We start from the raw sequence: 26,217 nt of genomic DNA, 5'->3' as shown, positions 1-26,217 counted from the left end.
CGGGCGACCAAAATCAGTCCGTTTTCCGGCTTTCCCATCCCGGCTCCAGCCCCCTGCCCTGCAACACGGGCACCTGGGCCAGCCGCTCGCGCGCAAACTCCACGAAGGCCCGCACCTTGGCCGGGGCCCGGCGCCCGGCGGGGTAGACGATGTGTACCGGCACCGGCGGCGGCTCATGCGCAGCCAGCACAATGCGCAGGCGGCCCGCCTGCAGACCGGCCGCCGCCTGGTAGGCCAGGCAGCGCGTGAGGCCCAGGCCCGCCTCGGCCGCTGCAATGTCCACCTCGTTGCTGTTGCTGATCCAGCAGATCTGCGGCTGGGCGCTCACGCCATCCTTGAACGCCCACGGCGCCACGGCCCGCGCATCGCGCGAAATGCCGATGGCCCGGTGGCTGGACAGCTCACCCGGATCGCGTGGCTCCCCGTATCGCGCCAGATAGGCGGGCGACGCCACCACCAGCTTGCGCAGCGCCCCGACGGGTAACGCCGTGAGCCCGGAATCGGGCAGATGGGCAATGCGCACGGCCACATCCATGCCTTCATCAAGCAGATTCACCAGCCAGTTGACGAACAGCGTGCGCGCCTGAATACGCGGATGCGCTGCCAGAAAATCCTGCACGATGGGTGCCACATGGCAGATACCAAACATCTGCGGCGCGGTGATGGACAGTTGCCCCTGCACCTGGGCCTGCGCACCGCGCGCTGCCTGCTCGGCTTCGTGCAGATCGGCCAGAACCGGGCGGCAATCGCCCAGGAAACGCTCACCCGCCTCGGTCAGCCGTACCACCCGCGTGCTGCGCCGCAGCAGCAATACGCCCAGCCGGGCCTCCAGCGCGGCAATGGCCCGCGTGATAGCCGCAGGCGAGCGCCCCAGGCTGCGCGCAGCAGGCGCAAAGCCCCCGGCCTCGGCAACGGCCACGAAGCAACGCAGGGTATCGAGGTGATCCATTATTTCGCCATTTGCAATTTTGAAGTTCTCAATATCTCTATTTACCCCAATTCATGCAATAGCTAAGGTGAAGACCTTGTCCATCCCCTAGGAAAGAAGCTTCGCCATGGCACCCACACAGCCCCTCAAACTCTATCGCCTCGCCTTGTCGGGCCATTGCCACCGCGTGGAGCTGCTGCTGTCCATGCTGGGCCTGCCCTATGAAACGCTGGATGTGAATCTGCTTCAGCGCGAGAACCGGAGCGCCGGTTTTCTGGCACTCAATCCACTCGGACAGGTGCCCGTGCTGGTGGATGGCGACCTTGTGCTGTCCGACAGCAATGCCATCCTGGTTTACCTGGCGCAGCGCTATGCCCCGGGCAGCCACTGGATGCCGCAAGACCCTGTAGGCCAGGCCAGGTTGCAGCGCTGGTTCAGTCTGGCAGCGGGCATGCTCGGCCCAGGCATTGCCGGGCCACGCTTTGCGGCCATCACCGGCAAGCCGGTGAGCGAAGCAGCGCAGGCCACCGGACGGCGGCTGCTGGATTTCATGGAAGGCGAATTGCAGGGCCGCGACTGGCTGCTGGGCGGCGCCGAGCCCAGCCTTGCAGACCTGGCCCTGGTGGGTTACACCTCGCAGGCCGGGATCGGCGGGCTGCCGCTCGCCACCTACCCGCGCATTACCGCCTGGGTGGCCCGCGTGCAGGCCTTGCGCGGCTATGTGCCGCTGTCCGACCGACTTGTGGAGGCCGCATGACTGCAGCCACGCAGCCCCTGGACATGGCCCCGGATGCCTTTCATGCGGGCGAGCAGGCCTTGCAGGCCCGTGTGGGCGTGCGCGAGCGCATGGCGGCTGCTGGCCCCATGCTACTGCGCGACCACATGCCCGACCAGCACCGCGAGCTGTTCGAGAGATTGCCCACGCTGCTGCTGGCTGCGCTCGACGCTGCAGGCCAGCCCTGGGCCACGATGGTGGCCGGTGCGCCCGGCTTTGTGCACACCCCTGACATGCGCCGCATGCAGATAAACGTTCAGCCAGGCGCTGCCGATCCGGTGCTCGCCCTTCTGTCCTCGGGCAGCCCGGTGGGCGTGCTGGGACTGGAGCCGCACACACGCAGACGCAATCGGATGAATGGCCGGGTTGCGGCGTTCAACAACGAAGGGCTCGCCATCGACGTGGTGCAAAGCTTTGGCAACTGCCCCAAGTACATCCAGGCCCGCGAGCCGCTTGCGCTTGCGCCATCGCAAGCACTGCCACCGCACCCTTCCGCACCACAGCCCCTGGGCCCCGCGCTTGACGCTGCCACCCTGGCACTGCTGGCACGCAGCGACACCTTGTTCATCGCCAGCGCCTCGGCCGCCCGGCCCGGCCTCGCGCGATCCGACGGCGTAGACATCTCGCACCGCGGGGGCGAGCCCGGCTTTGTGCAGGTAGCGCAAACCGAACAGGGCATCACACTCAGCATGCCGGACTACCCCGGCAACCAGTTCTTCAATACCCTGGGCAACCTCGCACAGCACCCGCTGGCGGGCCTGCTGTTTGTAGACTATGACAGCGGTGGCCTGCTGCATGTGGCGGCCGAGACAGAGCTGCTGTGGGATGCTGCCGCCTGTGCGCCCTGGCCTGGCGCCCTGCGGGTGCTCCGCTTCAAGGTGTTGGAGGGGCTGTGGCGCCCGCATGCCCTGCCCCTGCGATGGACGGCACCGGTAGCCGCACCCCAGTTTCGGGTGATGCGCGAGCGGGCTGCCGTGACTGCGCTCTAACGACCGGCCTGGAGAAAGAAAAAACAAAGCCTGGGAGCGGAGCGCTCCCAGGCTTTTACATTCCGCGGCCAGCAATTGGCGGCGAACTATGGGCGGTTAGCTACGGGCGGTCAGCTGCGGGCAGCAAGCTGCGCGCCGCTCTCCCACCCCCCGCCCAGCGCGCGGATGAGTGCCACCGTGGCGGTGTACTGGGCGGTGCGCACCTGCAGCGCCTGGCGCCGGTTGCGCAACTCGTTGCGGCGCGCATCCAGCAGCTCCAGCTGGCTCACCAAGCCATTGCGGTAGCGCACATCCGACAGATGCGTGGCCCGCTCGGACGACTGCACGGCCTGCCCTAGCACCTGCGACTGGCCAGCGAGCAGGCGCAACGCACTGAGCTGGTCCTCCACCTCCCGGAAAGCGGCAAGCACCTGTCCGCGCTGGGCAGCCACCGCCGCCTCCAGCCGCGCACGGGCACCCTCTTCCTGCGCGGCGCGCTGGCCACCATCAAAAATGGGCAGCGAAAGCAAGGCGCCAATGCCCCATGACCGTGCCGACCACTTGAACAGATCGCCCAGTTCTGGCGATGCGTAACCGCCATTGCCCGTGAGCGTGATGGCCGGGAACCATGCTGCCTGCGCCACCCCCACCCGCGCCTGTGCCGCCAGAACCGAGGCCTGGGCAGCCGATACGTCAGGGCGGCGTGCCAGCACCGTGGCGGGCACACCCGCCGGAATCACCGGAAGCGTCGCTTCACCCTGCTGCGATGCCAGCGTGAAGCCCGTGGCCACATCGCCTACCAGCACTGCCAGCGCATGCGTAAGTGTGGCCTGCTGGCGCTCCAGGGCCAACGTTTCGGCCTCGGTGGCAGAAACTTCGGTCTTCATGCGCGCCACATCCAGCTCGGCCGCATCGCCTGCCCGAAAGCGTCGCTCGATCAGGTTCAGCGTCTCACGGTAGGCCGTCAGGCTCTGTTCGACCAGTTGGCGCTCGGTCTGCAGCGAACGCAGTTGCAGATAGGTCTGCGCCACATCGGCCTGCACCATGAGGCGGGTGCTCTGCAGCAGCGCCTCGCGCGCGGTGGCATCTGCACGCGCAGCATCGCTCGCCCCCGAGAGGCGGCCAAACAGATCCGCCTCGTACGAGAAGTTCAACCCGGCAGTGACCAGTGTGGCAGGCTGCATGCCGTTAGCGGTGTTGGCACCCGCCTGACGCACTGCGCCACCCGACGCGCCCACCTGGGGCTGGCGCTGCGCATCAGCCGAGCGCAGCAGTGCACGGGCCTCCGCAAGACGCGCTGCAGCAGTCTGCACATCGGTGTTGGCCTCGCCTGCGCGCTCCACCAGGGCGCTGAGTGCGGGGTCGGCAAACGCCAGCCACCATGCGCCGCGCGGCTGTGCTTCTGCTGGCGCCGCCGTCGTCCAGCCTGCTGCTGCAGCGCTTTTCTGCTCACTGAAACTGGCGGGCACAGCCACGCCTGCGTGCTCTGCCACGGTGGGTGGCGCGCTTGCACAACCCGCCAGCACCAAGGCCGCCATCAACGCGCTCAGGGGCGCAGCCAGGAATCGGATGCGTTGCATTGATTTCATATCGTTATCCATTCGTCAATTGCGTTCATTCGTCATGACCACGCGCTGCGGCAAGCACGGGCATCGCCGATCCACCGTGGCCGGGCTCGCTGATCGGCGCCACATGGCTGCCGTGCTGCTGCAACGGCCGGTTGCCCGCCAGGCGACGCAGCACCACGTAGAACACGGGAGTCAGAAACAGGCCGAACGCGGTCACACCGATCATTCCGCTGAACACGGCAATGCCCATGGCGCTGCGCATTTCAGAACCTGCGCCGGTGGACAGCACCAGAGGCAACACGCCCATGATGAAAGCCATCGACGTCATCAGAATCGGCCGCAGACGCAGGCGGCTCGCCTCAATGGCGGCCTGCACCGGCGTGCGCCCTGAAAACTCCAGCTCCCGGGCGAACTCGACGATCAGGATCGCGTTCTTGGCAGACAGCCCCACCAGCACGATGAGCCCGATCTGCGTGAACACGTTGTTGTCACCATGCGAGAGCCATACGCCAGTCATCGCCGCCAGCAGGCCCATGGGCACGATGAGGATGATGGCAATCGGCAGCGTCAGGCTTTCGTATTGCGCAGCCAGCACCAGGAACACCAGCAAAATGGCAATCGGGAACACCAGCACCGCCGAATTGCCCGCCAGGATTTCCTGGTACGTCAGCTCCGTCCACTCAAAGCCGATGCCTGGCGGCAGCGTCTCGGCCGCCACCCGCTCGACCGCCGCGCGCGCCTGCCCCGACGAGAAGCCCGGCGCAGGCCCGCCATTCACATCGGCGGCCAGAAACCCGTTGTAGCGCATGGTGCGCTCGGGGCCAAAGCTGGCGTCCAGCTTCATCAGCGCCGACAGCGGCACCATCTCGCCCGTCATCGAACGCACCTTGAGCTGGCCCACATCCTCGGGTCGCGCACGGAATGCCGCATCGGCCTGCACGCGCACGCTGTAGGTGCGGCCAAACTCGTTGAAATCGTTCGCATACAGGCTGCCCAGGTAGATCTGCAGCGTCTCGAAGATATCCGTCACCGGCACGCCCAACTGGCGGGCCTTGGTTCGGTCGATATCGGCATAGAGCTGCGGCACATTGACCTGCCAGCTGGTGAAAAGGCCCGCCAGCTCCGGCGTCTGGTATGCCTTGGCCATGAAAGCCTTCACGGCGGCATCCATGCCTGCGTAGCCCAGCGAGCCACGGTCTTCGATCTGCAGCTTGAAGCCCCCCGTGGTGCCCAGGCCTGCGACTGGCGGCGGCGGGAACATGGCAATGAAGGCGTCCTGGATCTCGCCAAAGGCCTGGTTGAGCTGCCCGGCGACTGCGCCGCCGCTCTGGTCAGCGCGCGTGCGTTCGGCAAAGGGCTTGAGTGTCACGAACACGATGCCCGCGTTGGAGCTGTTGGTGAAGCCGTTGATCGACAGGCCCGGGAAGGCAATCGCATCCTCCACGTTCGGGTTCTTCTTGACGATCTCACCCATGCGGCGGATCACGTTGTCGGTGCGGTCCAGCGTCGCGCCATCGGGCAGTTGCGCAAAGCCGACAAGGTACTGCTTGTCCTGCATCGGCACGAAGCCGCCGGGCACCAGATGGAACAGGCCCCAGGTCGCGCCCACCAGCGCCAGGTACACCACCAGCATGCCAGCCTTGTGCCCGATCACGCGGCGCACGCCACCGCTGTAGGCTTCGGAGCCCCGGTGGAACACCGCGTTGAAGCGCTTGAAGAAGCCGCCCAGCACACGGTCCATGCCGCGCGTGAGTGCATCCTTGGGCTCATGGTGGCCCTTGAGCAGCAACGCACTCAGCGCAGGCGACAGCGTCAGCGAGTTGATGGCGGAGATCACCGTGGAGATGGCAATGGTGACCGCAAACTGGCGGTAGAACTGCCCCGTGAGGCCGCTGATGAAAGCAAGCGGCACAAACACCGCCACCAGCACCAGCGCAATGGCGATGATGGGGCCCGACACCTCACGCATGGCGCGGTAGGTGGCCTCACGCGGCGTGAGCCCCGCTTCGATGTTGCGTTCCACGTTTTCCACCACCACGATGGCGTCGTCCACCACGATACCAATGGCCAGCACAAGGCCGAACAGCGAGAGCGCATTGATCGAGAAACCCAGCAGGTGCAGCACGGCAAACGTGCCCACCACCGACACCGGCACTGCCAGCAACGGAATGATGGAGGCACGCCAGGTCTGCAGGAACAGGATCACCACGATCACCACGAGCGCAATGGCTTCGAGCAGTGTATGGATCACCGACTCGATGGATGCGCGCACGAATTGCGTCGGGTCATACGCAATGCGGTACTCCACGCCCTCGGGCATGAGTTGGGCCAGTTCGGCCATGGTCTTGCGCACGTTGTCCGAGATTTCCAGCGCATTCGATCCGGGTGCCTGGAAGACGCCCATGCCCACGGCCGGGTCGTTGTTGAGCAGCGAGCGCAGCGAGTAATCGGCAGCCCCCAACTCCAGCCGGGCGATATCGCGCAGCCGCGTCACAGCGCCGTCCGCACCGGTCTTGACGATGATGTCGCCAAACTCCTCGGGGCTGGAGAGGCGCCCCTGCGCGTTGATCGACATCTGCGTGTCCACGCCCGGCAGGCCGGGCGATGCACCCACCACGCCAGCGGCCGCCTGCACGTTCTGCTTGCGGATGGCCGCCACCACATCGCTGGCGGACAGGCCGCGCTGCGCCACCTTCTGCGGGTCGAGCCAGGCGCGCATCGAGTAATCGCCGCCGCCAAAGATCTGCACCTGCCCCACGCCAGGAATGCGGGCCAGCCGGTCCTTCACGTTGAGCACGGCGTAATTGCGCAGGTAATCAATGTCGTAGCGGCCATTGGGCGAGACCATGTGCACCACCATGGTGAGGTCGGGTGCGCTCTTGACCGTGGTCACGCCCAGGCGGCGCACTTCCTCGGGCAGGCGCGGCTCGGCCTGCGAGACGCGGTTCTGCACCAACTGCTGGGCCTTGTCAGGATCGGTGCCGAGCTTGAAAGTAACGGTGAGCGTCATCACACCGTCGGTCGTGGCCTGGCTGCCCATGTAGAGCATGCCTTCCACGCCGTTGATGGACTCTTCCAGTGGCGTGGCCACGGTTTCGGCAATCACCTTGGGGCTGGCACCCGGGTACTGCGCGCGCACCACCACCGAGGGCGGCGCGACTTCGGGGTACTCCGAGATCGGCAGTGTTCGCATGGCGATGAGGCCCGCGAGAAAGATGAGCACCGACAGCACGCCCGCAAAGATCGGGCGGTCGATGAAAAATCGGGAGAGGTTCATGATGTCGGAGGAGGTAAGGGTTCTCAGGCCGCGGGCTGCTTTGCAGGGCGGCTGTCAGCCAGTTCGGCCTTGGCGTCCATGGGCACGTCCTGCGGCGCGACGACGACGCCCGGACGCACGCGCTGCAGGCCGTTGACGACGATGCGCTCACCCGCCTTGAGGCCGGTGGTGACCACGCGCAGGCCATCGACAGGCGCGCCCAGCTGCACCTCGCGGTACTCGGCCTTGTTGCCGTCGCCGATCACCAGCACGAACTTCTTGCTCTGGTCTGTGCCCACGGCGCGCTCGTTGATGAGCACGGCCTGGGTGCTTTGCGGCTGGCCCATGCGGATGCGGGCAAACTGCCCCGCCATCAAGATGCCATCGGCATTGCCGAACACCGCACGCACGCGTACCGTGCCGCTTTTCGCATCGACCTGGTTGTCGATCAGTTGCAGGTGGCCGGTATAGGGCGTTGCGCCGTTCACGCCCACGCCCATCTGCACGGGGATGGTCTCGATCATCGCGCGGGCGCTGCGGCCCTTGCGGGTGTCTTCCAGGCCCTGCAGGGCATTGGCCACGATCTGCTCATCCACATCGAAGCTGGCGTACATCGGATCCACCGACACCAGGGTGGTCAGCACCGGGGCTCCGGCGCCGGAGCTCACGAGGTTGCCGACGGTGATCTCGATGCGCCCCACCCGTCCGCTCACCGGCGCCTTCACCTGCGTGTAGCCCAGGTTCAGCCTGGCCGTCTGCAGCGCTGCCTGGGCAGCACGCAGGTTCGCATCGGCTTCGCGCTGGGCATTCACGCGTTCGTCGTATTCCTTCTGCGCGATGGCGCGCTCATCCCACAGGCGCGTGGCCCGCTCGGATTCGCTTTGTGTATAGGCCATGCGCGCCCTGGCGGCAACGACCTGCGCCTCGGCGCGGTCAACTTCGGCCGCATAGGGCGCAGGGTCCACGGTGAAAAGCAGATCGCCCGTCTTTACCAGCGCGCCTTCCTTGAAGTGCACGGCCTGCACGGCGCCGGAGACGCGCGGGCGCACATCGACGCGCTGCACCGCTTCAAGGCGGCCGGAAAATTCATTCCACAGCGTCACATCCTGCTGCAGAACCTGCGCCACCGAAACCGGCACGGCTGGCGGCGCTGCCTGTTGCGCGGGCGCCTCGGCGTGCGATGGCTGCAGGCCCAGGACGGCTCCGGCCGTTGCGGTAATGGCTGCAGCAACGCCAGCAGCGGCCCACCAGCGGCGGCGGAGGGAGGGTTGGGTGTTGTCGTTCATGGCAGTGTCTTCAGGTTCTATGAGTGGATGCAGGAAAAAAACCTTCCTGCGGCAGGCAAAGCTCACCCCTTCCAGCGCTCGGGCCAGGAATCGAATGAGGATCAAAAAACGAAAAAAGCGCGCTTTTGCTTGCTCCGGCCTATGGATACAGGGGCCGGATCAAGGCAGCGGTCTCAGCAAGGCACGGTCAGCTCACAGCCGACATCGCGTTGTCTCGAAGAACTTGTGCAGCTGCTCCTGCATCTGCACGGCACAAGGGCACGGTTCGGGCGGTGGCTCCACCAGGGCATCGGGCCATTGGCCGGCGCCCTCGAACACATGCTGGAAGACGGTCAATCCGGCAGCTTCCAGGCGCTGGGCATACCCCAGGGCCTCATCGCGCATCGGGTCGTCCCCCCCCACCAGAATCAGTGAGGGTGGCAGCCCCGCCAGCCGATGCGCCCTGGCGGGCACGGCATAGGGATGCTCGGCATCGTGCGAGCCGCCCAGGTACTGGCACCACCCCGAGGCCCACTTGCATTTGACGGAATCGCCCTGCGCAGCGCGCTGCGAAGGCGTGGCAGCGCAGGGGTCGAGCATGGGCGAGATGAGAATCTGGCCCGCCAGCGGCGGGTGCAACTGGTCGCGCGCCATCATGCAGACGCCGGCGGCCAGGTTGGCACCGGCCTCCTCGCCCGCCAGATAGAGCGGCGCACCCTTGCCGGCCAGCCTGACACGCTGTTTGTGGGCCCACTGAAGCACCGCGTACCCCAGCTCCAGCGGGCGGGGAAACGGGTGCTCCGGCGCCAGCGGGTAGGCCACCGACACCACGCAGGCCCCGGCAGCTGCCAGGGCATTGCCCACGGTGCAGCCGTTGTCCAGGTCACCCGTCACAAAAGCGCCACCATGAAAATGCACCACCAGCGGAGAGACCTCTCCCCGCTTCTTGCTGCCATACATGCGCACGCTGGCCTGCATGCCGCCTGCCACCTCAATGGTGGTGTCGGTATGGGAGTTGGTGGTTGGTGCAGGTTTTTTGGTGTTCAACATGGGGTTTCCGGACGGGTCCGGCCGATGAGATGAGAATGTAGCGTTACGCATTGGCGGCATAAACCCCGCAAACGCGGCCACACTGTTTCCAATTCTTGAATAATGACAGGCCAAGCTGTGTGTGAGAATCCCGAATCCTCGGCGAGCCCGAGATTTCGCGAGGACAAGGAGATCCCATGGATCAGATTCAGGCCATGCGTATTTTCGCGCGGGTTGTGGAAGCCGGCACTTTCACGCGGGCAGCCGATTCGCTGCAGGTGCCCAAAGCCAGTGTGACCAAGAACGTGCAGGCGCTGGAAGAGCGCCTGCGCGTGAAACTGCTCAACCGTACCACGCGCCGCGTCACGGTCACGGCCGACGGCGCGGCTTACTATGACCGCGCGGTGCGCCTGCTGGCTGATTTCGACGACCTGGAGGCCAGCGTGAGCCAGGCTCGCACCACGCCGCGCGGCCGCCTGCGCGTGGACGTAGGAACGTCAGTGGCGCGCCTGCTCATCATTCCGCACCTGGCCGAGTTCCAGTCCCGCTATCCCGAAATCCAGATGGACCTGGGCGTGAGCGACCGCACCGTGGACCTCATCAGCGACAGTGTGGACTGCGTGATCCGAGGGGGCGAGCTGGCCGACCAATCGCTTGTGGCGCGCCGCATCGGCAACCTGGACTTCATCACCGTTGCAGCTCCCCAATACCTGGAGCGCCACGGCATTCCCCAGCACCCCCGTGACCTGGAAACCGGCCATCGCAACGTGATCTATTTCTCGCCAGTGTCTGCGCGGCGCTATCCGCTGGAGTTTCACAAGAATGGCGAAGTGATCGAGATCGCAGGTCCCGCGCACTTGTGCGTCAACGAAAGCAATGCCTATATCTTCTCGCTGCTGGCAGGCCAGGGCATTGGCCAGGCGAGCCGTTTCCAGATCAACGAGCACCTGAAAAACGGCCAGCTGCAGCAGGTGCTGGAAGACTGGAAGCACCCGCTCTTGCCGGTCTACGTGGTCTACCCGCCCAACTCCCACCTCAGCGCCAAGGTGCGCGCCTTTGTGGACTGGGTGGTCGATCTGTTCGCAAGAAACCCACTGCTGCAGGGCCAGAGCAGCGTTTAGAACGTATTTGCCAACAATCCTGGGTCGCGGCTGCAACTGGAGCACGCCGTGCCACAGGTGGCACGGCGCTGCACCATCACTGCTGCAACTGGGCCCACACCTTGTCCAGCCGCTTGGTGCTGACCGGGTATGGCGTGCGCAGCTCCTGCGCGAAGAAGCTCACGCGCAGCTCCTCCAGCATCCAGCGGTATTCCTGCATGCGGGCATCCACCTGCCCCTTGCGCTCGGCCACCAGGCGCCAGTATCGCTGCTCCAGCGGCTGCAACTCTTTTTGCCTGGTGGCGTCGCGGGCTGGGTCTGCGCGGTACTTGTCCAGGCGCGCGGTGATCGCCTTGAGGTAGCGCGCATAGTGGCCCAGCTGCGCCCAAGGCGCTACGGCGATGAAGTTCTTGGGCATCAGTTTCTGCAACTGCTGCTGCGCGTCCTGCGTGGCGTCCGGCGCATTCTTGGTGTCCTTGATCTTGCGCACCGCCGCCATGTACTCCTGCAGAATGCCGGCGGCCATGCGCGCCACCTCGTTGGCGATCAGGGTCAGGCGCCCCCGGCCGTCCTGCACGCGCTGCTTGAACTGCTCGGCATTCATCGGCAGCGGCTCCTGCAAGAAGGCGCGGTCAATGGCCACATTGATGATCTGCTCGCGCAGCTCTTCCTGCGTACCCAGCGGCATGTAGGCCACGGCCATCTTCTGCAGATCGGGAATGTTCTTTTCCAGGTACTTGAGCGCATCCTTGATCTGCAGTGCAAACAGGCGCCGCAGGCCCAGCGCGTGGCGGCTCGCGGCCACCTCGGGCTCGTCGAACACCTCGATGCCGACGGCGCTGCCATGGTCGATCAGCGCGGGAAAACCGATCAGGGTCTGGCTGCCCTTCTTGATCTCCATCAACTCAGGCAGCTCACCAAAACTCCAGTCCGTGTGGCGCGCCTCCGCTGGCATGCTGGGCGCCTGCTGCGCCTTGCGTGATTGGGCGGCTTCCTTTTCAGGAGCAGGCTGCGCTTTCTTTACGCTCGCTTCAGCTGGTTTTTCATCTGAACCCGCCAACTCACCGGCGCTGCCCGCTATCTTTAATGAAGCCAGTGCCTGGAAGGCGCCACGCGCCTTGGCGCCCCACTGGGCCTTCAATGCACCCAGGTTGCGGCCCTGGCCCAACTGGCGGCCGTGCTCGTCGGTGATGCGGAAGTTCATGAACAGATGCGGGCTGAGCATGTCGAGCTTGAAATCCGCGCGCTTGATGTCGAGCGAGGTCTCATCGCGCGCCTGCTTGAGCAGCACCTCCGTCAAGCTTCCGTCGCCAAAGCGCTCGCCCGCGCCCAGCAACTCGGCCAGGCGCTGCGCGTTTTCGGCCAGCGGCACAAAACGGCTGCGCGGGCGTTGCGGCAGGCTCTTGAGCAGGGCCTGGATCTTGTCCTTGAGCATGCCCGGCACCAGCCACTCGGCACGCTCTTCGCTCACCTGGTTCAGCACAAAAAGCGGTACGGTCACCGTCACGCCATCGCGCGGATCGCCCGGCTGGTGCAGGTAGCTGGCCGTGCAATCCACTCCGCCCAGCTTGATGGTCTTGGGAAAGGATGCCGTGGTGATGCCCGCAGCCTCGTGGCGCATCAACTCATCGCGCGAGAGCCGCAGCAGCTCCGGGTTCTGCGCGCTCGCGTCCTTGAACCAGCGCTCCAGCGCGCGGCCGGTGCACACGTCCTGCGGAATCTGCTGGTCGTAAAAGGCGTAGATCAACTGGTCGTCCACCAGCACGTCCTGGCGGCGGCTCTTGTGCTCCAGCTCTTCGACCTTGGCGATCATCTTCTGGTTCGCGGCGAGGAACGGCAGGCGCGTTTCCCAATCGCCTTCCACCAGGGCCTGGCGGATGAAGATGTCGCGCGCGCCCTGTGGATCAATCTTGCCATAGCTGATGCGGCGCTGGCTGTACACCACCAAACCATACAGTGTTGCGCGCTCGTAGGCAGCCACCTCGCCCTGCTTCTTCTCCCAATGCGGATCGAGCAATTGCTTTCGCAGCAGGTGTGCGCCCACCTGCTCCAGCCATTGCGGCTCGATGGCGGCAATGCCACGGCCGTACAGGCGCGAGGTCTCTACCAGCTCGGCCGCCACGATCCAGCGCCCTGGCTTTTTCGACAGATGCGCCCCCGGATGCGGGTGGAAGCGGATGCCGCGCGCGCCCAGATAGCCATCGCCCTCGTCGGTCTTGAAGCCGATGTTGCCGAGCAGGCCCGAGAGCATGGACAGGTGCACGGCCTCGTACCCCGCTGCGTCCTGGTTCACCGGCCAGCGCTGCTCGTTCACCACCGTGAGCAGCTGCGAATGGATATCGCGCCACTCGCGCACACGGCGGATGTTGATGAAATTCTGGCGCAGCAACTGCTCCCACTGGCGGTTGCTGAGCTTGTGCGTGGCTTCATCGGCCACGGCGTCCTGCGGGGTGAAGGCTGCCAGCGGCGCCTGCTGGGTCTGCGCCACGGCAGCTGCACCCGAGCTGCGCTGGGCCACCGGCAAAAAGGCGGCATTGCGCAGGTTGGCCAGGCCCTTGACGGGCGCAGCCTGCGCGGCCATTTCCTTGCGGGTCTTGGCCACCACCTTACCGCCGCGCGCATCCGCCAGCCATTTCCAAAGCCGCAGGTAGCCGCTGAATTCGCTTTTCTCGTCGTCGAACTTGGCGTGCTGCTGGTCGGCCTGCTGCTGGGCCTCCAGCGGGCGATCGCGCACGTCCTGCACGCTCAATGCAGCTGCAATCACCAGCACCTCGGCCAGCGCACCGCGCTCGCGCGCCTCCACAATCATGCGCGCCACGCGCGGGTCCAGCGGCAGGCGCGACAGCTCCTTGCCCATGGGCAGCAGCTCGCCCTGGTCGTCTACCGCGCCCAGCTCCTGCAGCAGCTGGTAGCCATCGGCAATCGCGCGGCCCGAGGGTGCCTCCAGAAACGGAAAATGCACCACATCGCCCAGGCGCAGCGCCTTCATGCGCAAAATGACGCCGGCGAGCGACGAGCGCAGGATTTCCGGATCAGTAAAGCGCGCGCGGCTGTTGAAATCTGCCTCGTCATACAGGCGAATGCAGATGCCGTTGGCTACGCGGCCACAACGCCCCGCCCGCTGGTTGGCCGCCGCCTGGCTGATGGGCTCAACCAGCAGCTGCTCCACCTTGCTACGGAATGAATAGCGCTTGACACGCGCCGTTCCTGCATCAATCACATAACGGATGCCCGGCACTGTGAGCGAGGTTTCGGCCACATTGGTGGCCAGCACGATGCGCCGGCCGGTGTGGCCTTCAAAAATACGATCCTGCTCGGCCTGCGACAGGCGCGAGAACAGCGGCAACACTTCGGCGTTGCGCAATACCGGCGAGTGCTGCAGGTGCTTGCGCAGGTGATCGGCCGCCTCGCGGATTTCACGCTCGCCGGGCAGAAAGATCAGGATGTCGCCCCCGCTGCCGCCTTGCCACAATTCATTGACACCATCTGCGATGGCGTCGTTCAGGTCATAGTCCTTGGCATCTTCAAACGGGCGGTAGCGCATCTCCACCGGGTAGGTGCGGCCAGACACCATGATGACCGGCGCGGGCCCGCTCTTGGACTCGAAGTGCTTGGCAAAGCGGTCCGCATCGATGGTGGCCGAAGTCACCACCACTTTCAGATCCGGGCGCTTGGGCAGAATCTGGCGGATGTAGCCCAGCAGAAAATCGATGTTCAGGCTGCGCTCATGCGCCTCGTCGATGATCAGGGTGTCGTACTGCCTGAGCAGCGGATCAGTTTGTGTTTCGGCCAGCAGGATACCGTCGGTCATCAGCTTGACGGAGGCGTCCTTGGACAGACGGTCCTGAAAGCGCACCTTGTAGCCCACCACCTCACCCAGCGGCGTGTTCAGCTCTTCGGCAATGCGCTTGGCCACGCTGCTGGCTGCAATGCGGCGCGGCTGCGTGTGGCCGATCAGGTGACCGCGCACTTCGCTTTTTCCATCGCCGGGCCGCCCCAAGATGGAAAGCGCCCCCTCGGGGGGCAGCGAATCACGCGCAGCGGAGGAGCGTGGGGGCCATTTATCATTGGGCGTTGCATTGAGCTTTCCACGCCCCAGCGCCAGCGCAATCTTGGGCAGCTGCGTGGTTTTGCCCGACCCCGTTTCGCCGCAAACAATGATGACCTGGTGGCGCTCCATGGCCTCCATGATTTCTTCACGGCGGGCGGAGACGGGGAGCGATTCGGGAAACGTGATCTGCAAAGACATAAGCGGCGTATTATCCGCGCCCGCGGCCCAGCCCGCAGGCGCGTACAGCCAACGCCCTGCGGCGGGCAGGCGTCTTGCGCCCGGAGCACCAACTCGTCAAGCAGTGATTGCTATGAAATTTGATAGCCATGCGCGCACAGGCTGTACGCTGCAGGCCGACTTTCTGCAGAACTAGCGTGGATAGAACCCCAACTGCGCCGACAGGCGCGCTGCGCGCTCGCGCAGCCAGTCAGCAGCCGGAGCGCTGCCCGCACGCTGGGCATAGGCCTGCCAGCGTGCGTGCGGGCCAATCACCGCAATGCACACCACTGGCTGGCCCAGGCCGTTGTACACCGGCACACCGAGCGCAGTCACCCCTTCAATCAGTACATCGCGCACCTCGGCAATGCCCTCTTTTCGCACGGCCTGCAGAGTTTGCGCCAATGCCGCGCTGCGCCACGGCCGCAGCAGGCCCTGGTTTCTGACCACGGCTTCCACTTCCGCCGCAGGCAACAGGGCCGAAAACACCTGGCCCGTGGCCGTCTCGAACAGCGCCGCAGTCATGCCCAGCCGCATGGTGACATTCACCTGCTGCGGCCCCTGCACGCTGTGCACGATGATGGGCCCCTGGCTGCTCCATACCGCCACCGATGCCGAGCAACCGAACTGCTGCGCAATCTCGGGCAACGCGCTGCTGGCCACCTGCACCGGATCGGCCTGCTGCAGTGCAATCGCCCCCATCTGCAACGCGAGCGGCCCCAGGCCGTACAGACCTGCGGCATCCTGCACCACCAAACCCAGCTGGCCAAAGCTGACCAGATACGGATGCGCCTTGGCAGGCGTCATGCCGGCCTGCGCCGCCAGATCCTTGAGCGCCAGGCTGCTCCCCGCACGCACCAGCGCCAGCAGCAGCTGGCCGCCCACTTCGACGCTCTGAATGCCCCGTTGCCGACTGGCAGGCAGGGGCGCGGAGTGTGTGGACGGATTTTGAAGGGACATCGCAGTCGTCAAGAAGATGGAAGAGAAGAATAAGGATGGGCAGCAGCGCAGATTGTGCAGCAATGCATTGCACCAACGCCCATGCCAGCTACCTGTGCCAGAGCGTGCCAAGGCAGCACCGACCGCGCACTAGGTATTAACCATTATCAAATGCATTACACAAAAACAAATATTTGATCGACAATTAATTCAACTAAACCAAATTGATTTGTCAAAAGCAAATTCACCACCCGCCATGAATACCAAAACCTTTGCCTCCCATGCCGACACCGAAGTGAAGAAGGTGACGTTCGAGCAACTGTCCGAGCATGCCTGGGCCTACACCGCCGAAGGCGATCCGAACACCGGTATCGTCATCGGCGATGACGCGGTGATGGTGATCGACACCCAGGCCACACCCGTGATGGCGCAGGACGTGATCCGCCGCATCCGCGAAGTGACCGACAAGCCCATCCGCTACGTGACACTGAGCCACTACCATGCGGTGCGCGTGCTGGGGGCATCGGCCTATGGCGCCGAGCACATCATTGCCAGCCAGGACACCTACGACCTCATCGTGGAGCGTGGCGAGCAGGATAAGGCCAGCGAGATCGGCCGCTTTCCGCGCTTGTTCCAGAACGTCGAGAGCGTGCCTGCAGGCATGACCTGGCCCACCATCACCTTCACCGGCAAGATGACCCTGTGGCTGGGCAAGCTGGAAGTACAGATCCTGCAACTCGGCCGTGGCCACACCAAGGGCGACACCGTCGTCTGGCTGCCGGGTGAGCGCACCCTGTTCAGCGGCGATCTGGTGGAGTTTGACGCCACGCCATACGCGGGCGATGCCTACTTCAAGGACTGGCCGCACACGCTGGACGCCATTGCCGCGCTGCAGCCCGCGAATCTGGTGCCTGGCCGTGGGGCGGCACTCAAGACCCCCGAACAGGTCGCAGCCGGTCTAGCGGGCACGCGCAGCTTCATCCAGGACTTGTACCAGAGCATTGCCGCCAGCGCCCAGGCCGGCAAGGACCTGAAGCTGGCCTACAAGGAAGCCTATGCCGCGCTGCAGCCCAAGTACGGCCAATGGGTGATCTTTGACCATTGCATGCCGTTTGATGTGACCCGTGCCTACGACGAGGCCACCCAGTACCCGGACCCTCGCATCTGGACAGCCGAGCGCGATCAAGCCATGTGGCAGGCACTGGAAGGCTGATTCCCCATCCACCGCCAGGAGCCGCCATGCCAGATGCCGCTGTCCGCCAATCCCTGCTCGATCAACTGCAGCACGCCGACGGCGATGCCCTGCAGGCGATGGAGTTTCCGTACCTGCGCAGCCCTGATCAGGATGCAGCAACCCCCACCCAGCACCCGATCGTCATCGTAGGGGCAGGCCCCGTTGGCCTGAGCCTTGCGATTGATCTGGCCCAGCGCGGCCAGCCTGTGGTGGTGCTGGACAATGACAGACACCTCTCCACCGGATCGCGCGCGCTGTGCTTTGCCAAGCGCACACTGGAGATCTGGGACCGCCTGGGCGTGGGAGAGCGGGCCGTGCAAAAAGGCGTGGCCTGGAAGGTGGGCAAGGTCTTTGAAGGCGCTGCCACCGATCCCGTCTACCAGTTTGACTTGCTTCCCGAGGCCGGCCACGAGCGCCCAGCCTTCATCAACCTGCAGCAGTACTATGCCGAGGCCTTCCTGGTGGAGCGCGCGCTGCAATTGCCGTTGATCGACATCCGCTGGCAGCACAAGGTGGAGCAGGTGCAGCACACGGCGGGTGGCGCAGCCATTGAAGTATCGACACCCGAGGGCAGCTACCACCTGCAGGCGCAGTGGCTGGTGGCCTGCGACGGATCGCGCTCCACCGTGCGGCGCGCACTGGGGCTGGAGACGCACGGCCAGGTCTTCAAGGACCGCTTTCTGATCGCCGATGTGCGCCTGAGCGCACCCTTCCCCTGCGAGCGCTGGTTCTGGTTCAACCCGCCCTTCCACCCGGGCCAGAGCGTGCTGCTGCACATGCAGCCCGATGGCGTGTGGCGTATCGACTTCCAGCTGGGCTGGGATGCCGACCCCGAGGTGGAAAAGCAGCCCGCGCGCATCATTCCTCGCATCGAGGCCATGCTCGGGCCCGATGTGGATGTGGAACTGGTCTGGGCCAGCGTCTACACCTTTGCCTGCCAGCGCATGGATCGCTTCGTGCATGGCCGCGTGGTGTTTGCCGGCGACAGCGCCCATGGCGTGTCGCCCTTTGGCGCACGCGGCGCCAACAGCGGAGTGCAGGATGCCGACAACCTGGGCTGGAAGCTCGACGCCGTAGTGCGCGGCGACGCACCTGCCCGCCTGATCGACACCTATGGCAGCGAGCGCGAATACGCGGCCGACGAGAACATTCTGAACTCGACCCGGTCGACCGATTTCATCACCCCCAAGAGCGCCATCAGCCACCTCTTTCGCAAGGCCGTGCTGCAACTGGCCCAGCACCATGGCTTTGCGCGCCGCATGGTCAACAGCGGGCGGCTGTCCGTGCCCGCGGTGCTGCAGCACAGCCCGCTGCACCAGCCGGGCAATGCAACGCCCGGCTTTGCCAGCGCCGCACCACTGGGCGCCGTGCTGCCGGACGCTCCCGTACAGTGCGCACGCACCGGACGCCACAGCTTCATCCTGCGCGAGCTGGGGCCGGATTTCAACCTGCTGTGCTTTGGCCCGCCGCCCGCCTGGGCTGCAGGTATTGCCGGCCTGCAAACCATCAGCATCGGCGACCAACCGAGCACCCAGACACACCAGGCAAGCCATGCGCTGCACGACACCCAGGGCCTGCTGGCGCAGCGCCTGGGTGCCCAGACCGGCACCCTGTACCTGCTGCGACCCGACCAGCACATCTGCGCCCGCTGGCGCAGTGCCGATGCCCAAGCCATCACCGCCGCCATGGCCCGGGCGCTGGGCCACGGTCTCTGCGATACGCCAACAGCCGCAGCGCAGGCCTGCGCGGTATGAAGGAAAAGCCCATGTTTGATACCCAGACGCCCTGGCCGGGCAGCGATGACTTCTACCAATCCCTGCTGGAAGCCCACCAGGGACTGACCGAAGAAGACAGCCACGCCTTCAACGCCCGCCTCATCCTGCTGCTGGCCCAGCATGTACGCGACAGCGAGGTGCTGCAAGCAGCCCTCGCAGCCGCGCGGCTGCCTGCTGGCGATGCACGCTGAAGGCCCGCATCAGTCACTGCCGCCACCGCCGCAACTGCTTCCACCACAGCTGCAGCCACTGCAGCTGGAGCTGTTGCTGTCACAGGAGCCAGCGCTGGAGCCACTACTGCCGCCATCATCGCCGCCCGCGCTGCGCGTGCTGGCACACGACTGATCGCTGGTGCTCCAATCCGAGTTCCCACTGCTCTGACTGTCTGACTGACCGGAGCCCGCACTGCCGCCTGATGCGTCTGCATTGGCGGCAGATGCCATCCTTGCATACTGCACCGCCCAATAGCGCAGATCGGCCTCGGCAAAGCGCTGCCCTCCTTCAATGCCGCTGTGGGCGTCCAGTGCAAACAGAAGCGGTATGCCTCCCAGCATGGCCAGTGGCAGCCAGCGCTTCGACGCCATTGCCGCATTCCAGGTGGCCTGCATGCGCTCTCGGCCCGCCTCGCCTGCGGCACCTGCCGAAGGGGGCATGTCATGCGATGGAATATGGTGGAACATCTGCCCGAACGCCTGGTGGCAGAACAGCTGGTAGCGCCGCGTATCCAGAATGAAGGTATGCCAGAGCGCATCTGCCAGGTTGGAAGGCATCAGCAAGCGCTCGCCAGGTGCCAGCAGATGCATGACGAAAAACTGGCGCAGCGCATGCTCTGCGTGCTTGTAGCCTTCCGCGTCCAGCCTCGGATAGGCAACGCGCAGCGCATCGTAGTAGCGTGGCTGAAATGCATAGGCCTGCACATAGCGCAGACGCTGCTGCCGCAAGCGAGAGCGCCCCATACGCCTGCGCCACCACACCCCAACGACCAGTGCCACCGCACCTGCCAGCCAAACCAGATACATCCAGAACACCTCTTTGAACAGGTTCTTAGCCTGTTGAAGCCCTTACGCGGTGCCTTCAACCATCGCCATTGCTCCTGTACAGGCTGCAATCATCGAAGCACGAAGTGAAAGACCGCTCCGCTACCGGCCTCCGGCACCAGCCGTATCTTACTGGCATGCAGCTGCAGGATGCGGTGCACGATCAACAGCCCGAAACCTCCTGCGCGCGCGCCCTGTGATGCGGCATCCATTGCAACCGGGCGCTCGAACAAATGCTTCTTCAAGGCGGACGATACCCCCGGGCCGGTATCGCGCACTGTCACTTCAATGCCTCCGGCCGCATGCGGCTGCAGCCCCACCGTGATCTCTCCGCCGGTTGGCGTGGCACGCACCGCGTTGTCGATCAGGTTCACCAGTACGCGCTCCATCATCGCAAGATCGGCTGTCACCGGGGGCAGATCGGGTGCGATGTCGGCCATCAGGCGCTGCTGCTTGGCCTGCACGGTCAACTCGAACTTCTGGAACACATCCTGCAGCAGATCGGTGAGAAAGAACTGCTCCATGTCCGGCTTGGCCACGCCGTACTCCAGCCGCGCGAGCTCGAACATCTCCTGCGCAAGGCGCCCCACCTTGCGGCTTTGCTCCAGTGCAATGTCAAGGTAGCGGCCCTGCTCGTGCGGCGCCAGCACCTCGGATTTCATGCGCAGCGTCTCCAGATAGCCGTGCAGCGACGTCAGCGGCGTGCGCAGATCGTGCGACAGATTGGCAAAGAGCTCGCGGCGCTGCTCGTCCTGCTGCCTCAGCGCCTGCCATTGCTCTTCGGTGCGCTCTGCGAGCCGCTCGAAACTCTGGCTCAGCAAGGCCATCTCGCCGCCGCCACGCGCCGCGCGGTGCAGCAAGGGCCTGGCCTGCGGCAGCCACGACAGGCCCCTGACTTCCAGCCCGCGCACACCATCGGCCAGTGCACGCAGTGGGCGCGTGATGAGGCGGAACGCCGCCAGCCCCGCGACCGTACCGAGCAAGGCGACCAGCGCCATCGACCACAGCATGGCGTTTGCCGCGCTGCCCGCATTCACACGCGAGGCCAATGTCTCGCGGTTCTCACCCTGCAGAATCACATACACATAGCCCGCGTCGCGGCCCGCCAGCTGCAGCGGTGCAGCGCTGAACACCTTGTGGCCCTGGGGACTGCGCGGGTCATCACCAAACACCGGCAATGCACTGCCACCCAGCAGGCGGTGTACAGGGGCAAGATCGATCTGCTCGCGCTTGACGGCACCTTCGGGTGCCGAATACGAACGGATGCGGCCTGCAGCATCCAGCAAATACACCTCAACACTCGGATTCACCGCCATGAGCTTGTCGAACAGGCCGCTTACTGCGGTGGGGTTGAAGCCCTGCGGCTCCATCAGCTCCGGATACAGCGCAATCTGCGGCGCAAGGTCCAGCGACAGGCGCTGGATGACCTCCTGCTCATGGCGCTCGCTGCCGCGCATCTGCAGGGCAACCGACGCCGCGCAGCAGGCCAGCAGCAGCGCCACGAATACGAAAGACAGCCGCTGCGACAGCGAAAGGCGCTGTAGACGGCGCGACAGGCTTTCAATCACAGGGCTTCCTCCACGAGTTTGTAGCCACGGCCCCAGACGGTGAGAATGCGTCGGGGATCGGCCGGGTTCTTCTCGATCTTGGTGCGCAGCCGGTTGATATGCGTGTTCACGGTGTGTTCGTAACCATCGTGCTGGTAACCCCAGACCTGGTTGAGCAGATCGAGCCGGGAAAACACCTTGCCAGGCTGGCGTGCAAAGAAGTACAGCAGATCAAACTCGCGCGGCGTGAGCTCGACCGCCTGCCCGTCCACCCGCGCCTCGCGCGCAATCGGGTCGATGCTGAGACCGCCCAGCGCCAGCACGCCAGCTTCCAGCCGAGCGTTGCGGGCCAGCGCCTCGCTGCGCCGCAACAACGCCCGCACGCGGGCCACCAGTTCCATGACGGAGAACGGCTTGGCCATATAGTCGTCGGCGCCCAGTTCCAGCCCCAGGATGCGGTGCACCTCGCTGGAGCGCGCGCTCGTGATGATGATCGGCACGTAATAGGCCATGGCTCGCGCGCGGCGGCAGATCTCGAGGCCATCCACACCGGGCAGCATCAGGTCCAGCACCAACGCATGCCAGCCGCCACGCTCGACGGCGGCCAGGCCCAGGTGGCCATCTGCCACATGCTCGACCTCGAAGCCCTCGTCGCTCAGGTGCATGCGCAGCAGCTCGGCGATGTGTTCGTCGTCTTCGACGATCAGAATGCGTTTGGGGGTGTCCATCGGCCCATTCTCTCGCAGAAGGGCGCGGGCAAGTATCACGATTTTTTGAACTTTTGGTGAGGACTTCGGGAACAGGCGCGCCGAACAATGTACCCATGCCAAAGCACACCCCATCAGCTTCGCCCCCTCATCACAGGCCACTGCAACCACTGTGGCTGCGCATCACCCACTGGCTCAATGCCGTGGCCGTCGTGGTCATGGTGATGAGCGGATGGCGCATCTACAACGCCTCGCCCATTTTTGGCGATTTCCGCTTTCCCGCCGGCATCACCCTGGGCGGCTGGCTGGGCGGCGCGTTGCAATGGCATTTTGCCGGCATGTGGCTGCTGGTTCTCAATGGCCTCGCCTACCTGCTGCTCAACTTGCTTACCGGCCGCTGGGCACGGCGCATGTTCCCCGTCTCGCCGCGCGGCGTGCTGCGCGATGCATGGCTTGCACTGACCGCACGGCTGTCCCACGCAGACCTGGGCCACTACAACCAGGTGCAGCGCGCGGCCTATCTGTTTGCCGTGGCAGACCTGGTGCTGTTGGTGGTGAGCGGCCTGGTGATCTGGAAGTCAGTGCAGTTTCCGCTGCTGCGCGAGCTGCTGGGCGGCTACGAGATGGCGCGGCGCATTCACTTCATAGCCATGGCCTTGCTGGTCGGCTTCATCGCGGTGCACATCGCCATGGTCGTGCTGGTGCCACGTTCGCTGCTCACCATGCTACTGGGCCGCTCCACATTGCGACGCAAAACACAACAGGAGAGCGCAGCATGAACCCATTCATCTGGCAGCGTAATAACGCGGACGCAGTCGTGTCCGAGGCACGCAAGCTGATCACAAAACAGCTGCCGCAGGATGCGCGCAGACAATTCCTCAGGCGCGGACTCACGCTGGGCGGCCTTGCCTTGCTCAGCGGCTGCCGCATCGACGACAGCGCCACTGCCGAAGCCGCGCTCACACGCATCTCCCGCGTCAACGATGCCGTGCAGGGCTGGCTGTTCGACGGCTCGCGCCTTGCGCCGACCTACCCCGACTCGATGATCGCGCGCCCCTTCCCATTCAATGCCTTCTATGCCGAAAGCGAGGTACCGCGCGTGGATGCGGGCAGCTACCGGCTGGAAGTCTCCGGCCTCGTCGCCGACAAGCGCCGCTGGCAGTTGCACGAGCTGCGCGCCCTGCCCCAGCACAGCCAGGTCACGCGCCACATCTGTGTGGAAGGCTGGAGCGCCATCGGCAAGTGGGGTGGCCCGCGTTTTGGCGACTTCCTGCGCGCCGTGGGCGCCGATCTGAGCGCTCGCTACGTCGGCTTTCAATGCGCCGACAGCTACTACACCAGCATCGACATGGCCACGGCCCTGCATCCGCAGACGCTGCTGGCTCTTGACTGGGACGGGCAGCCGCTGCCGCCCCGCTATGGCTTTCCGATGAAGCTGCGCATGCCGACCAAGCTGGGCTACAAGAACCCCAAGCACATCACAGCCATTTTCGTGAGCAACACCTACAACCGTGGCTACTGGGAAGACCAGGGCTACAACTGGTTCGGCGGCAGCTGATGACTGCCAGCGTTTCCGTTTCCCCACGGCACATGCCGTTTTCTCCCCACGGCTTCTGCCGTTTCCTGCAACCTCAGCTTTGAAAGTTCCATCATGAAAAACGCATTCACCACCACCGCGCTCACCCTGTGCCTGGCTCTGGGCACCGCTTCCGCATTCGCAGCCGATCCGATGGCCAAGGATGCCATGGGCATGGACAAACCATCGGCCATGGGCATGGACGCCATGAAGAAGGATGCCATGGGTAAGGATGCCATGGGCAAAGACGCCATGAAGAAGGATGCTATGGGTAAGGATGCCATGGGCAAAGACGCCATGTCCAAGGACAGCATGGGTAAGGACGCCATGAAGAAGGACGCCATGGGCAAAGACGCCATGTCCAAGGATGGCATGAGCAAGTAACCCTGGGTCTTGGCCAGAACGTCGCTATCGCAACGGTCCGTTCTGGCCGAACAACACCGCAGCCGCGCCTTGGCCGGGCTCAAGGCCCATCAGGGCTGCGACGGCACCACCACCGCTGCGCCCGTCGCGTAGAAGTGCCCACCTGCCACGTAATGCAGGGTGCGCAGCTCGGGCGGAGCGGTCTCGAACATCCAGTGGCCGTTGGCAAACACACGGCTGTCGGCCCAGGCGCCCGTCACCTCGCCAATGAACAGGTCATAGGCCTGCTGGTTGTGTGGCTCTGGGATCAGGCGGCACTCCAGCCAGGCTGCGCAACCGGCGACCAGGGGCGTGCCATGCCCAGGCGCAGAGAACAGTTGCACGCCCGATTGCGCCAGCTTGTCCGGCTGCTGCAGGGCGCTCACCGTACCCAGCTCCACCGTCATGGCAGCCTGCGGCACCGTGGGCAATTGCAGCGCAAAGCGCCCACTGCCTTCCACCAGCGCCCGGGTTCTGGTGGCCTTGTCCAGCACCACGGTCACCTTGGGCGGGCTGAAATCCAGCGCGCACGCCCAGGCGGCCGCCATCACATTGCATTCGCCCGCGTGCTGGGCAGACACCAGAACCGTCGGCCCATGGTTGAGGAGCCGGTAGGCCTTCTCCAGCGGAACAGATTGAAAATAGGCTTCAGCGCCCAGCTGTTGTTCGGTACCTGCTATTGAATTCATAGTTTTACACTGCTTTCAGATCGCCCTATTGTGCAGCGCAGATACCCTCTGGCCCCCACCCGGCCTCACCCGGCATGGGGCGCCCAGGTTCAGATCTTGATATCTGCCGCCTTGACCACCTTGGCCCATTTTTCCATCTCGGACTGCAGGCGCCTGGCCATGTCCTCGGGTGCGCCGGGGTCGGCCTCGGCGCCTGCCACATACAGGCGCTGTTTGACCTCCGGGTCTCGCATCACCTTGTTGAAATCAGCGTTGATTTTGGCGATCACATCCTTGGGCGTACCTGCCGGTGCAAACAGGGCAGCCCACGAGTATGCGTCGTAACCGGGCAGGCCCTGCTCTGCAATGGTGGGCACATCGGGCAGCAGCGCCGATCGCTGGGGACTGGCCACGCCCAGCACCCGCACCTTGCCAGTCTTGATGTGGGGAATGGCCGACGGCGCGTCGCTGAACATCATGGCCACCTGGCCACCCAGCACATCGGTCATGGCCGGAGCGCTGCCCTTGTATGGAACATGCAAAAGCTTGGTGCCCGCGTGCATGTTGAAAAGCTCGCCCGCGAGGTGCGTGCCACCACCATTGCCGGACGAGGCAAAGCTGAGGTTGCTGTCCGGCTTTTTGGCCAGGGCTATCAACTCTTTCACATTCTTGGCCGGCACGCTGGGGTTGACGACCAGGAACACCGGGAACATGGCGGCAAAGCTGATAGGCGCAAAGTCCTTCTGAATGTCGTAGCCCAGCTTGGCATGCAGCGAAGGGTTGACCGAATGGTGGATGGCGCCCACAAACAGGCCGTAACCGTCGGGCGCCTGCTTGGCGGCCACTTCGGCACCCACAATCCCGCCGCCGCCTGCGCGGTTGTCAACAAAGGTGGCCTGGCCCCACAACTGCCCCAACGGCACGGCAAAAGCCCGCGCCGTGGTATCCACCGGCCCGCCAGGTGGGAATGGCACGATGAATTTCACCTGCTTGCTGGGGTAGTCTGCCGCGTGCGCCGCCTGCCAGGGCAGCGCGGCAGCAAGGGGCGAGGCGCCGAGGGCCAGCAGTTGGCGGCGATTGAAGATGGCCATGGTTTGTCTCCGGTTCTGGTTTTTCAAAACCGCCATCATCGGGGCAGGCCCGCGCTTTGTGTGCACCGTGCGGTTTGCGTTTGCC

General features: G+C 64.9%; 21 protein-coding genes. 9 read left to right on the top strand and 12 right to left on the bottom strand.

Features of this window, described 5'->3' with window-relative positions; all coding sequences use genetic code 11:
* Positions 1-13: 13 nt before the first annotated feature.
* Positions 14-949 (bottom strand): LysR family transcriptional regulator, encoded by a 936-nt coding sequence (locus ABIE32_RS05010; protein ID WP_429014468.1) that lies wholly within the window; start codon positions 947-949, stop codon positions 14-16.
* Positions 950-1,055: 106 nt separating this feature from the next.
* Here ABIE32_RS05010 and ABIE32_RS05005 point away from each other — a divergent pair, with 106 nt between their 5' ends.
* On the top strand, positions 1,056-1,685 hold the full coding sequence (locus ABIE32_RS05005) for a glutathione S-transferase family protein (protein WP_429014466.1): 630 nt from the start codon (positions 1,056-1,058) through the stop codon (positions 1,683-1,685).
* Positions 1,682-2,692, top strand: a complete 1,011-nt coding sequence (locus tag ABIE32_RS05000; protein WP_429014464.1) for a pyridoxamine 5'-phosphate oxidase family protein — start codon at positions 1,682-1,684, stop codon at positions 2,690-2,692. The genes ABIE32_RS05005 and ABIE32_RS05000 overlap by 4 nt, the downstream gene beginning before the upstream one ends.
* Before the next feature lie 110 nt (positions 2,693-2,802).
* Here the strand turns inward: ABIE32_RS05000 and ABIE32_RS04995 are convergent, their stop codons facing one another.
* From ABIE32_RS04995 to ABIE32_RS04980, 4 genes are all read right to left on the bottom strand, one after another.
* The gene (locus tag ABIE32_RS04995) at positions 2,803-4,272 is read right to left on the bottom strand and encodes an efflux transporter outer membrane subunit (protein ID WP_377779395.1); all 1,470 of its coding nucleotides are present in this window, start codon (positions 4,270-4,272) and stop codon (positions 2,803-2,805) included.
* Between the two features lie 13 nt (positions 4,273-4,285).
* The gene (locus tag ABIE32_RS04990; protein ID WP_429014463.1) at positions 4,286-7,516 is read right to left on the bottom strand and encodes an efflux RND transporter permease subunit; all 3,231 of its coding nucleotides are present in this window, start codon (positions 7,514-7,516) and stop codon (positions 4,286-4,288) included.
* 23 nt (positions 7,517-7,539) lie between these two features.
* On the bottom strand, positions 7,540-8,781 hold the full coding sequence (locus ABIE32_RS04985) for an efflux RND transporter periplasmic adaptor subunit (RefSeq protein WP_224152080.1): 1,242 nt from the start codon (positions 8,779-8,781) through the stop codon (positions 7,540-7,542).
* Positions 8,782-8,973: 192 nt separating this feature from the next.
* Complete coding sequence (locus tag ABIE32_RS04980; RefSeq protein WP_429014461.1) at positions 8,974-9,810, bottom strand: alpha/beta hydrolase; 837 nt, start codon at positions 9,808-9,810, stop codon at positions 8,974-8,976.
* Between the two features lie 176 nt (positions 9,811-9,986).
* Here ABIE32_RS04980 and ABIE32_RS04975 point away from each other — a divergent pair, with 176 nt between their 5' ends.
* Positions 9,987-10,910, top strand: coding sequence for a LysR family transcriptional regulator (locus tag ABIE32_RS04975; protein ID WP_224152078.1), 924 nt, complete (start codon positions 9,987-9,989; stop codon positions 10,908-10,910).
* Positions 10,911-10,986: 76 nt separating this feature from the next.
* Here ABIE32_RS04975 and hrpA read toward each other — a convergent pair whose 3' ends face one another.
* Positions 10,987-15,138, bottom strand: a complete 4,152-nt coding sequence (gene hrpA / locus ABIE32_RS04970) for an ATP-dependent RNA helicase HrpA (RefSeq protein ID WP_429014459.1) — start codon at positions 15,136-15,138, stop codon at positions 10,987-10,989.
* A gap of 171 nt (positions 15,139-15,309) precedes the next feature.
* Positions 15,310-16,116 (bottom strand): IclR family transcriptional regulator, encoded by an 807-nt coding sequence (locus ABIE32_RS04965; RefSeq protein WP_224152076.1) that lies wholly within the window; start codon positions 16,114-16,116, stop codon positions 15,310-15,312.
* 235 nt (positions 16,117-16,351) lie between these two features.
* Between ABIE32_RS04965 and ABIE32_RS04960 the strand changes: the two genes are divergently transcribed.
* From ABIE32_RS04960 to ABIE32_RS04950, 3 genes are read left to right on the top strand one after another with little or no spacing between them, the layout of a single operon-like run.
* The gene (locus ABIE32_RS04960) at positions 16,352-17,308 is read left to right on the top strand and encodes an MBL fold metallo-hydrolase (protein WP_224152075.1); all 957 of its coding nucleotides are present in this window, start codon (positions 16,352-16,354) and stop codon (positions 17,306-17,308) included.
* 26 nt (positions 17,309-17,334) lie between these two features.
* Complete coding sequence (locus ABIE32_RS04955) at positions 17,335-19,083, top strand: FAD-dependent oxidoreductase (protein ID WP_429014457.1); 1,749 nt, start codon at positions 17,335-17,337, stop codon at positions 19,081-19,083.
* Between the two features lie 11 nt (positions 19,084-19,094).
* A complete protein-coding gene (locus ABIE32_RS04950) occupies positions 19,095-19,295 on the top strand; it encodes a DUF2783 domain-containing protein (RefSeq protein ID WP_429014455.1) in 201 nt (66 codons plus the stop codon).
* Between the two features lie 9 nt (positions 19,296-19,304).
* Here ABIE32_RS04950 and ABIE32_RS04945 read toward each other — a convergent pair whose 3' ends face one another.
* The 3 genes from ABIE32_RS04945 to ABIE32_RS04935 all read right to left on the bottom strand — a co-directional run bounded on the left by ABIE32_RS04945 (position 19,305) and on the right by ABIE32_RS04935 (position 22,416).
* Positions 19,305-20,123, bottom strand: coding sequence for a glycine-rich domain-containing protein (locus tag ABIE32_RS04945; RefSeq protein ID WP_429014454.1), 819 nt, complete (start codon positions 20,121-20,123; stop codon positions 19,305-19,307).
* Between the two features lie 89 nt (positions 20,124-20,212).
* Positions 20,213-21,709, bottom strand: coding sequence for a sensor histidine kinase (locus ABIE32_RS04940; RefSeq protein WP_429014453.1), 1,497 nt, complete (start codon positions 21,707-21,709; stop codon positions 20,213-20,215).
* On the bottom strand, positions 21,706-22,416 hold the full coding sequence (locus tag ABIE32_RS04935; protein ID WP_429014451.1) for a winged helix-turn-helix domain-containing protein: 711 nt from the start codon (positions 22,414-22,416) through the stop codon (positions 21,706-21,708). Before ABIE32_RS04935 ends, ABIE32_RS04940 begins: the two co-directional genes overlap by 4 nt.
* A gap of 95 nt (positions 22,417-22,511) precedes the next feature.
* Here ABIE32_RS04935 and ABIE32_RS04930 point away from each other — a divergent pair, with 95 nt between their 5' ends.
* The 3 genes from ABIE32_RS04930 (at position 22,512) to ABIE32_RS04920 (ending at position 24,355) form a co-directional block, all read left to right on the top strand.
* Positions 22,512-23,174, top strand: a complete 663-nt coding sequence (locus ABIE32_RS04930) for a cytochrome b/b6 domain-containing protein (protein WP_429014449.1) — start codon at positions 22,512-22,514, stop codon at positions 23,172-23,174.
* Positions 23,171-23,953 carry a molybdopterin-dependent oxidoreductase gene (locus ABIE32_RS04925; RefSeq protein WP_429014448.1) on the top strand — a complete coding sequence of 261 codons (783 nt, stop codon included), beginning with the start codon at positions 23,171-23,173 and terminating at the stop codon, positions 23,951-23,953. The genes ABIE32_RS04930 and ABIE32_RS04925 overlap by 4 nt, the downstream gene beginning before the upstream one ends.
* 93 nt (positions 23,954-24,046) lie before the next feature.
* A complete protein-coding gene (locus ABIE32_RS04920; protein WP_429014446.1) occupies positions 24,047-24,355 on the top strand; it encodes a pentapeptide MXKDX repeat protein in 309 nt (102 codons plus the stop codon).
* Between the two features lie 89 nt (positions 24,356-24,444).
* Here the strand turns inward: ABIE32_RS04920 and ABIE32_RS04915 are convergent, their stop codons facing one another.
* Positions 24,445-25,062 (bottom strand): flavin reductase family protein, encoded by a 618-nt coding sequence (locus tag ABIE32_RS04915; RefSeq protein WP_429014444.1) that lies wholly within the window; start codon positions 25,060-25,062, stop codon positions 24,445-24,447.
* 89 nt (positions 25,063-25,151) lie between these two features.
* Entirely contained in the window at positions 25,152-26,132 is a 981-nt protein-coding gene (locus ABIE32_RS04910) for a Bug family tripartite tricarboxylate transporter substrate binding protein (protein ID WP_429014442.1), read from the bottom strand.
* Positions 26,133-26,217: the final 85 nt, after the last annotated feature.

Origin of the sequence: Comamonas sp. 4034 (assembly GCF_050434545.1) — a bacterium.
GTDB classification, from domain to species: Bacteria; Pseudomonadota; Gammaproteobacteria; order Burkholderiales; family Burkholderiaceae_C; genus Comamonas; species Comamonas odontotermitis.
Note: the sequence above shows the minus strand (reverse complement) of the source record. Positions and strands in the feature narration are given on the sequence as shown.

Bases quoted from the DNA above. Each gene is read 5' to 3' on its own strand.
- ABIE32_RS05010 (WP_429014468.1), bottom strand. From the start codon at position 949: ATGGATCACCTCGATACCCTGCGTTGCTTCGTGGCCGTTGCCGAGGCC.
- ABIE32_RS05005 (WP_429014466.1), top strand. From the start codon at position 1,056: ATGGCACCCACACAGCCCCTCAAACTCTATCGCCTCGCCTTGTCGGGC.
- ABIE32_RS05000 (WP_429014464.1), top strand. From the start codon at position 1,682: ATGACTGCAGCCACGCAGCCCCTGGACATGGCCCCGGATGCCTTTCAT.
- ABIE32_RS04995 (WP_377779395.1), bottom strand. From the start codon at position 4,272: ATGGATAACGATATGAAATCAATGCAACGCATCCGATTCCTGGCTGCG.
- ABIE32_RS04990 (WP_429014463.1), bottom strand. From the start codon at position 7,516: ATGAACCTCTCCCGATTTTTCATCGACCGCCCGATCTTTGCGGGCGTG.
- ABIE32_RS04985 (WP_224152080.1), bottom strand. From the start codon at position 8,781: ATGAACGACAACACCCAACCCTCCCTCCGCCGCCGCTGGTGGGCCGCT.
- ABIE32_RS04980 (WP_429014461.1), bottom strand. From the start codon at position 9,810: ATGTTGAACACCAAAAAACCTGCACCAACCACCAACTCCCATACCGAC.
- ABIE32_RS04975 (WP_224152078.1), top strand. From the start codon at position 9,987: ATGGATCAGATTCAGGCCATGCGTATTTTCGCGCGGGTTGTGGAAGCC.
- hrpA (WP_429014459.1), bottom strand. From the start codon at position 15,138: ATGTCTTTGCAGATCACGTTTCCCGAATCGCTCCCCGTCTCCGCCCGC.
- ABIE32_RS04965 (WP_224152076.1), bottom strand. From the start codon at position 16,116: ATGTCCCTTCAAAATCCGTCCACACACTCCGCGCCCCTGCCTGCCAGT.
- ABIE32_RS04960 (WP_224152075.1), top strand. From the start codon at position 16,352: ATGAATACCAAAACCTTTGCCTCCCATGCCGACACCGAAGTGAAGAAG.
- ABIE32_RS04955 (WP_429014457.1), top strand. From the start codon at position 17,335: ATGCCAGATGCCGCTGTCCGCCAATCCCTGCTCGATCAACTGCAGCAC.
- ABIE32_RS04950 (WP_429014455.1), top strand. From the start codon at position 19,095: ATGTTTGATACCCAGACGCCCTGGCCGGGCAGCGATGACTTCTACCAA.
- ABIE32_RS04945 (WP_429014454.1), bottom strand. From the start codon at position 20,123: ATGTATCTGGTTTGGCTGGCAGGTGCGGTGGCACTGGTCGTTGGGGTG.
- ABIE32_RS04935 (WP_429014451.1), bottom strand. From the start codon at position 22,416: ATGGACACCCCCAAACGCATTCTGATCGTCGAAGACGACGAACACATC.
- ABIE32_RS04930 (WP_429014449.1), top strand. From the start codon at position 22,512: ATGCCAAAGCACACCCCATCAGCTTCGCCCCCTCATCACAGGCCACTG.
- ABIE32_RS04925 (WP_429014448.1), top strand. From the start codon at position 23,171: ATGAACCCATTCATCTGGCAGCGTAATAACGCGGACGCAGTCGTGTCC.
- ABIE32_RS04920 (WP_429014446.1), top strand. From the start codon at position 24,047: ATGAAAAACGCATTCACCACCACCGCGCTCACCCTGTGCCTGGCTCTG.
- ABIE32_RS04915 (WP_429014444.1), bottom strand. From the start codon at position 25,062: ATGAATTCAATAGCAGGTACCGAACAACAGCTGGGCGCTGAAGCCTAT.
- ABIE32_RS04910 (WP_429014442.1), bottom strand. From the start codon at position 26,132: ATGGCCATCTTCAATCGCCGCCAACTGCTGGCCCTCGGCGCCTCGCCC.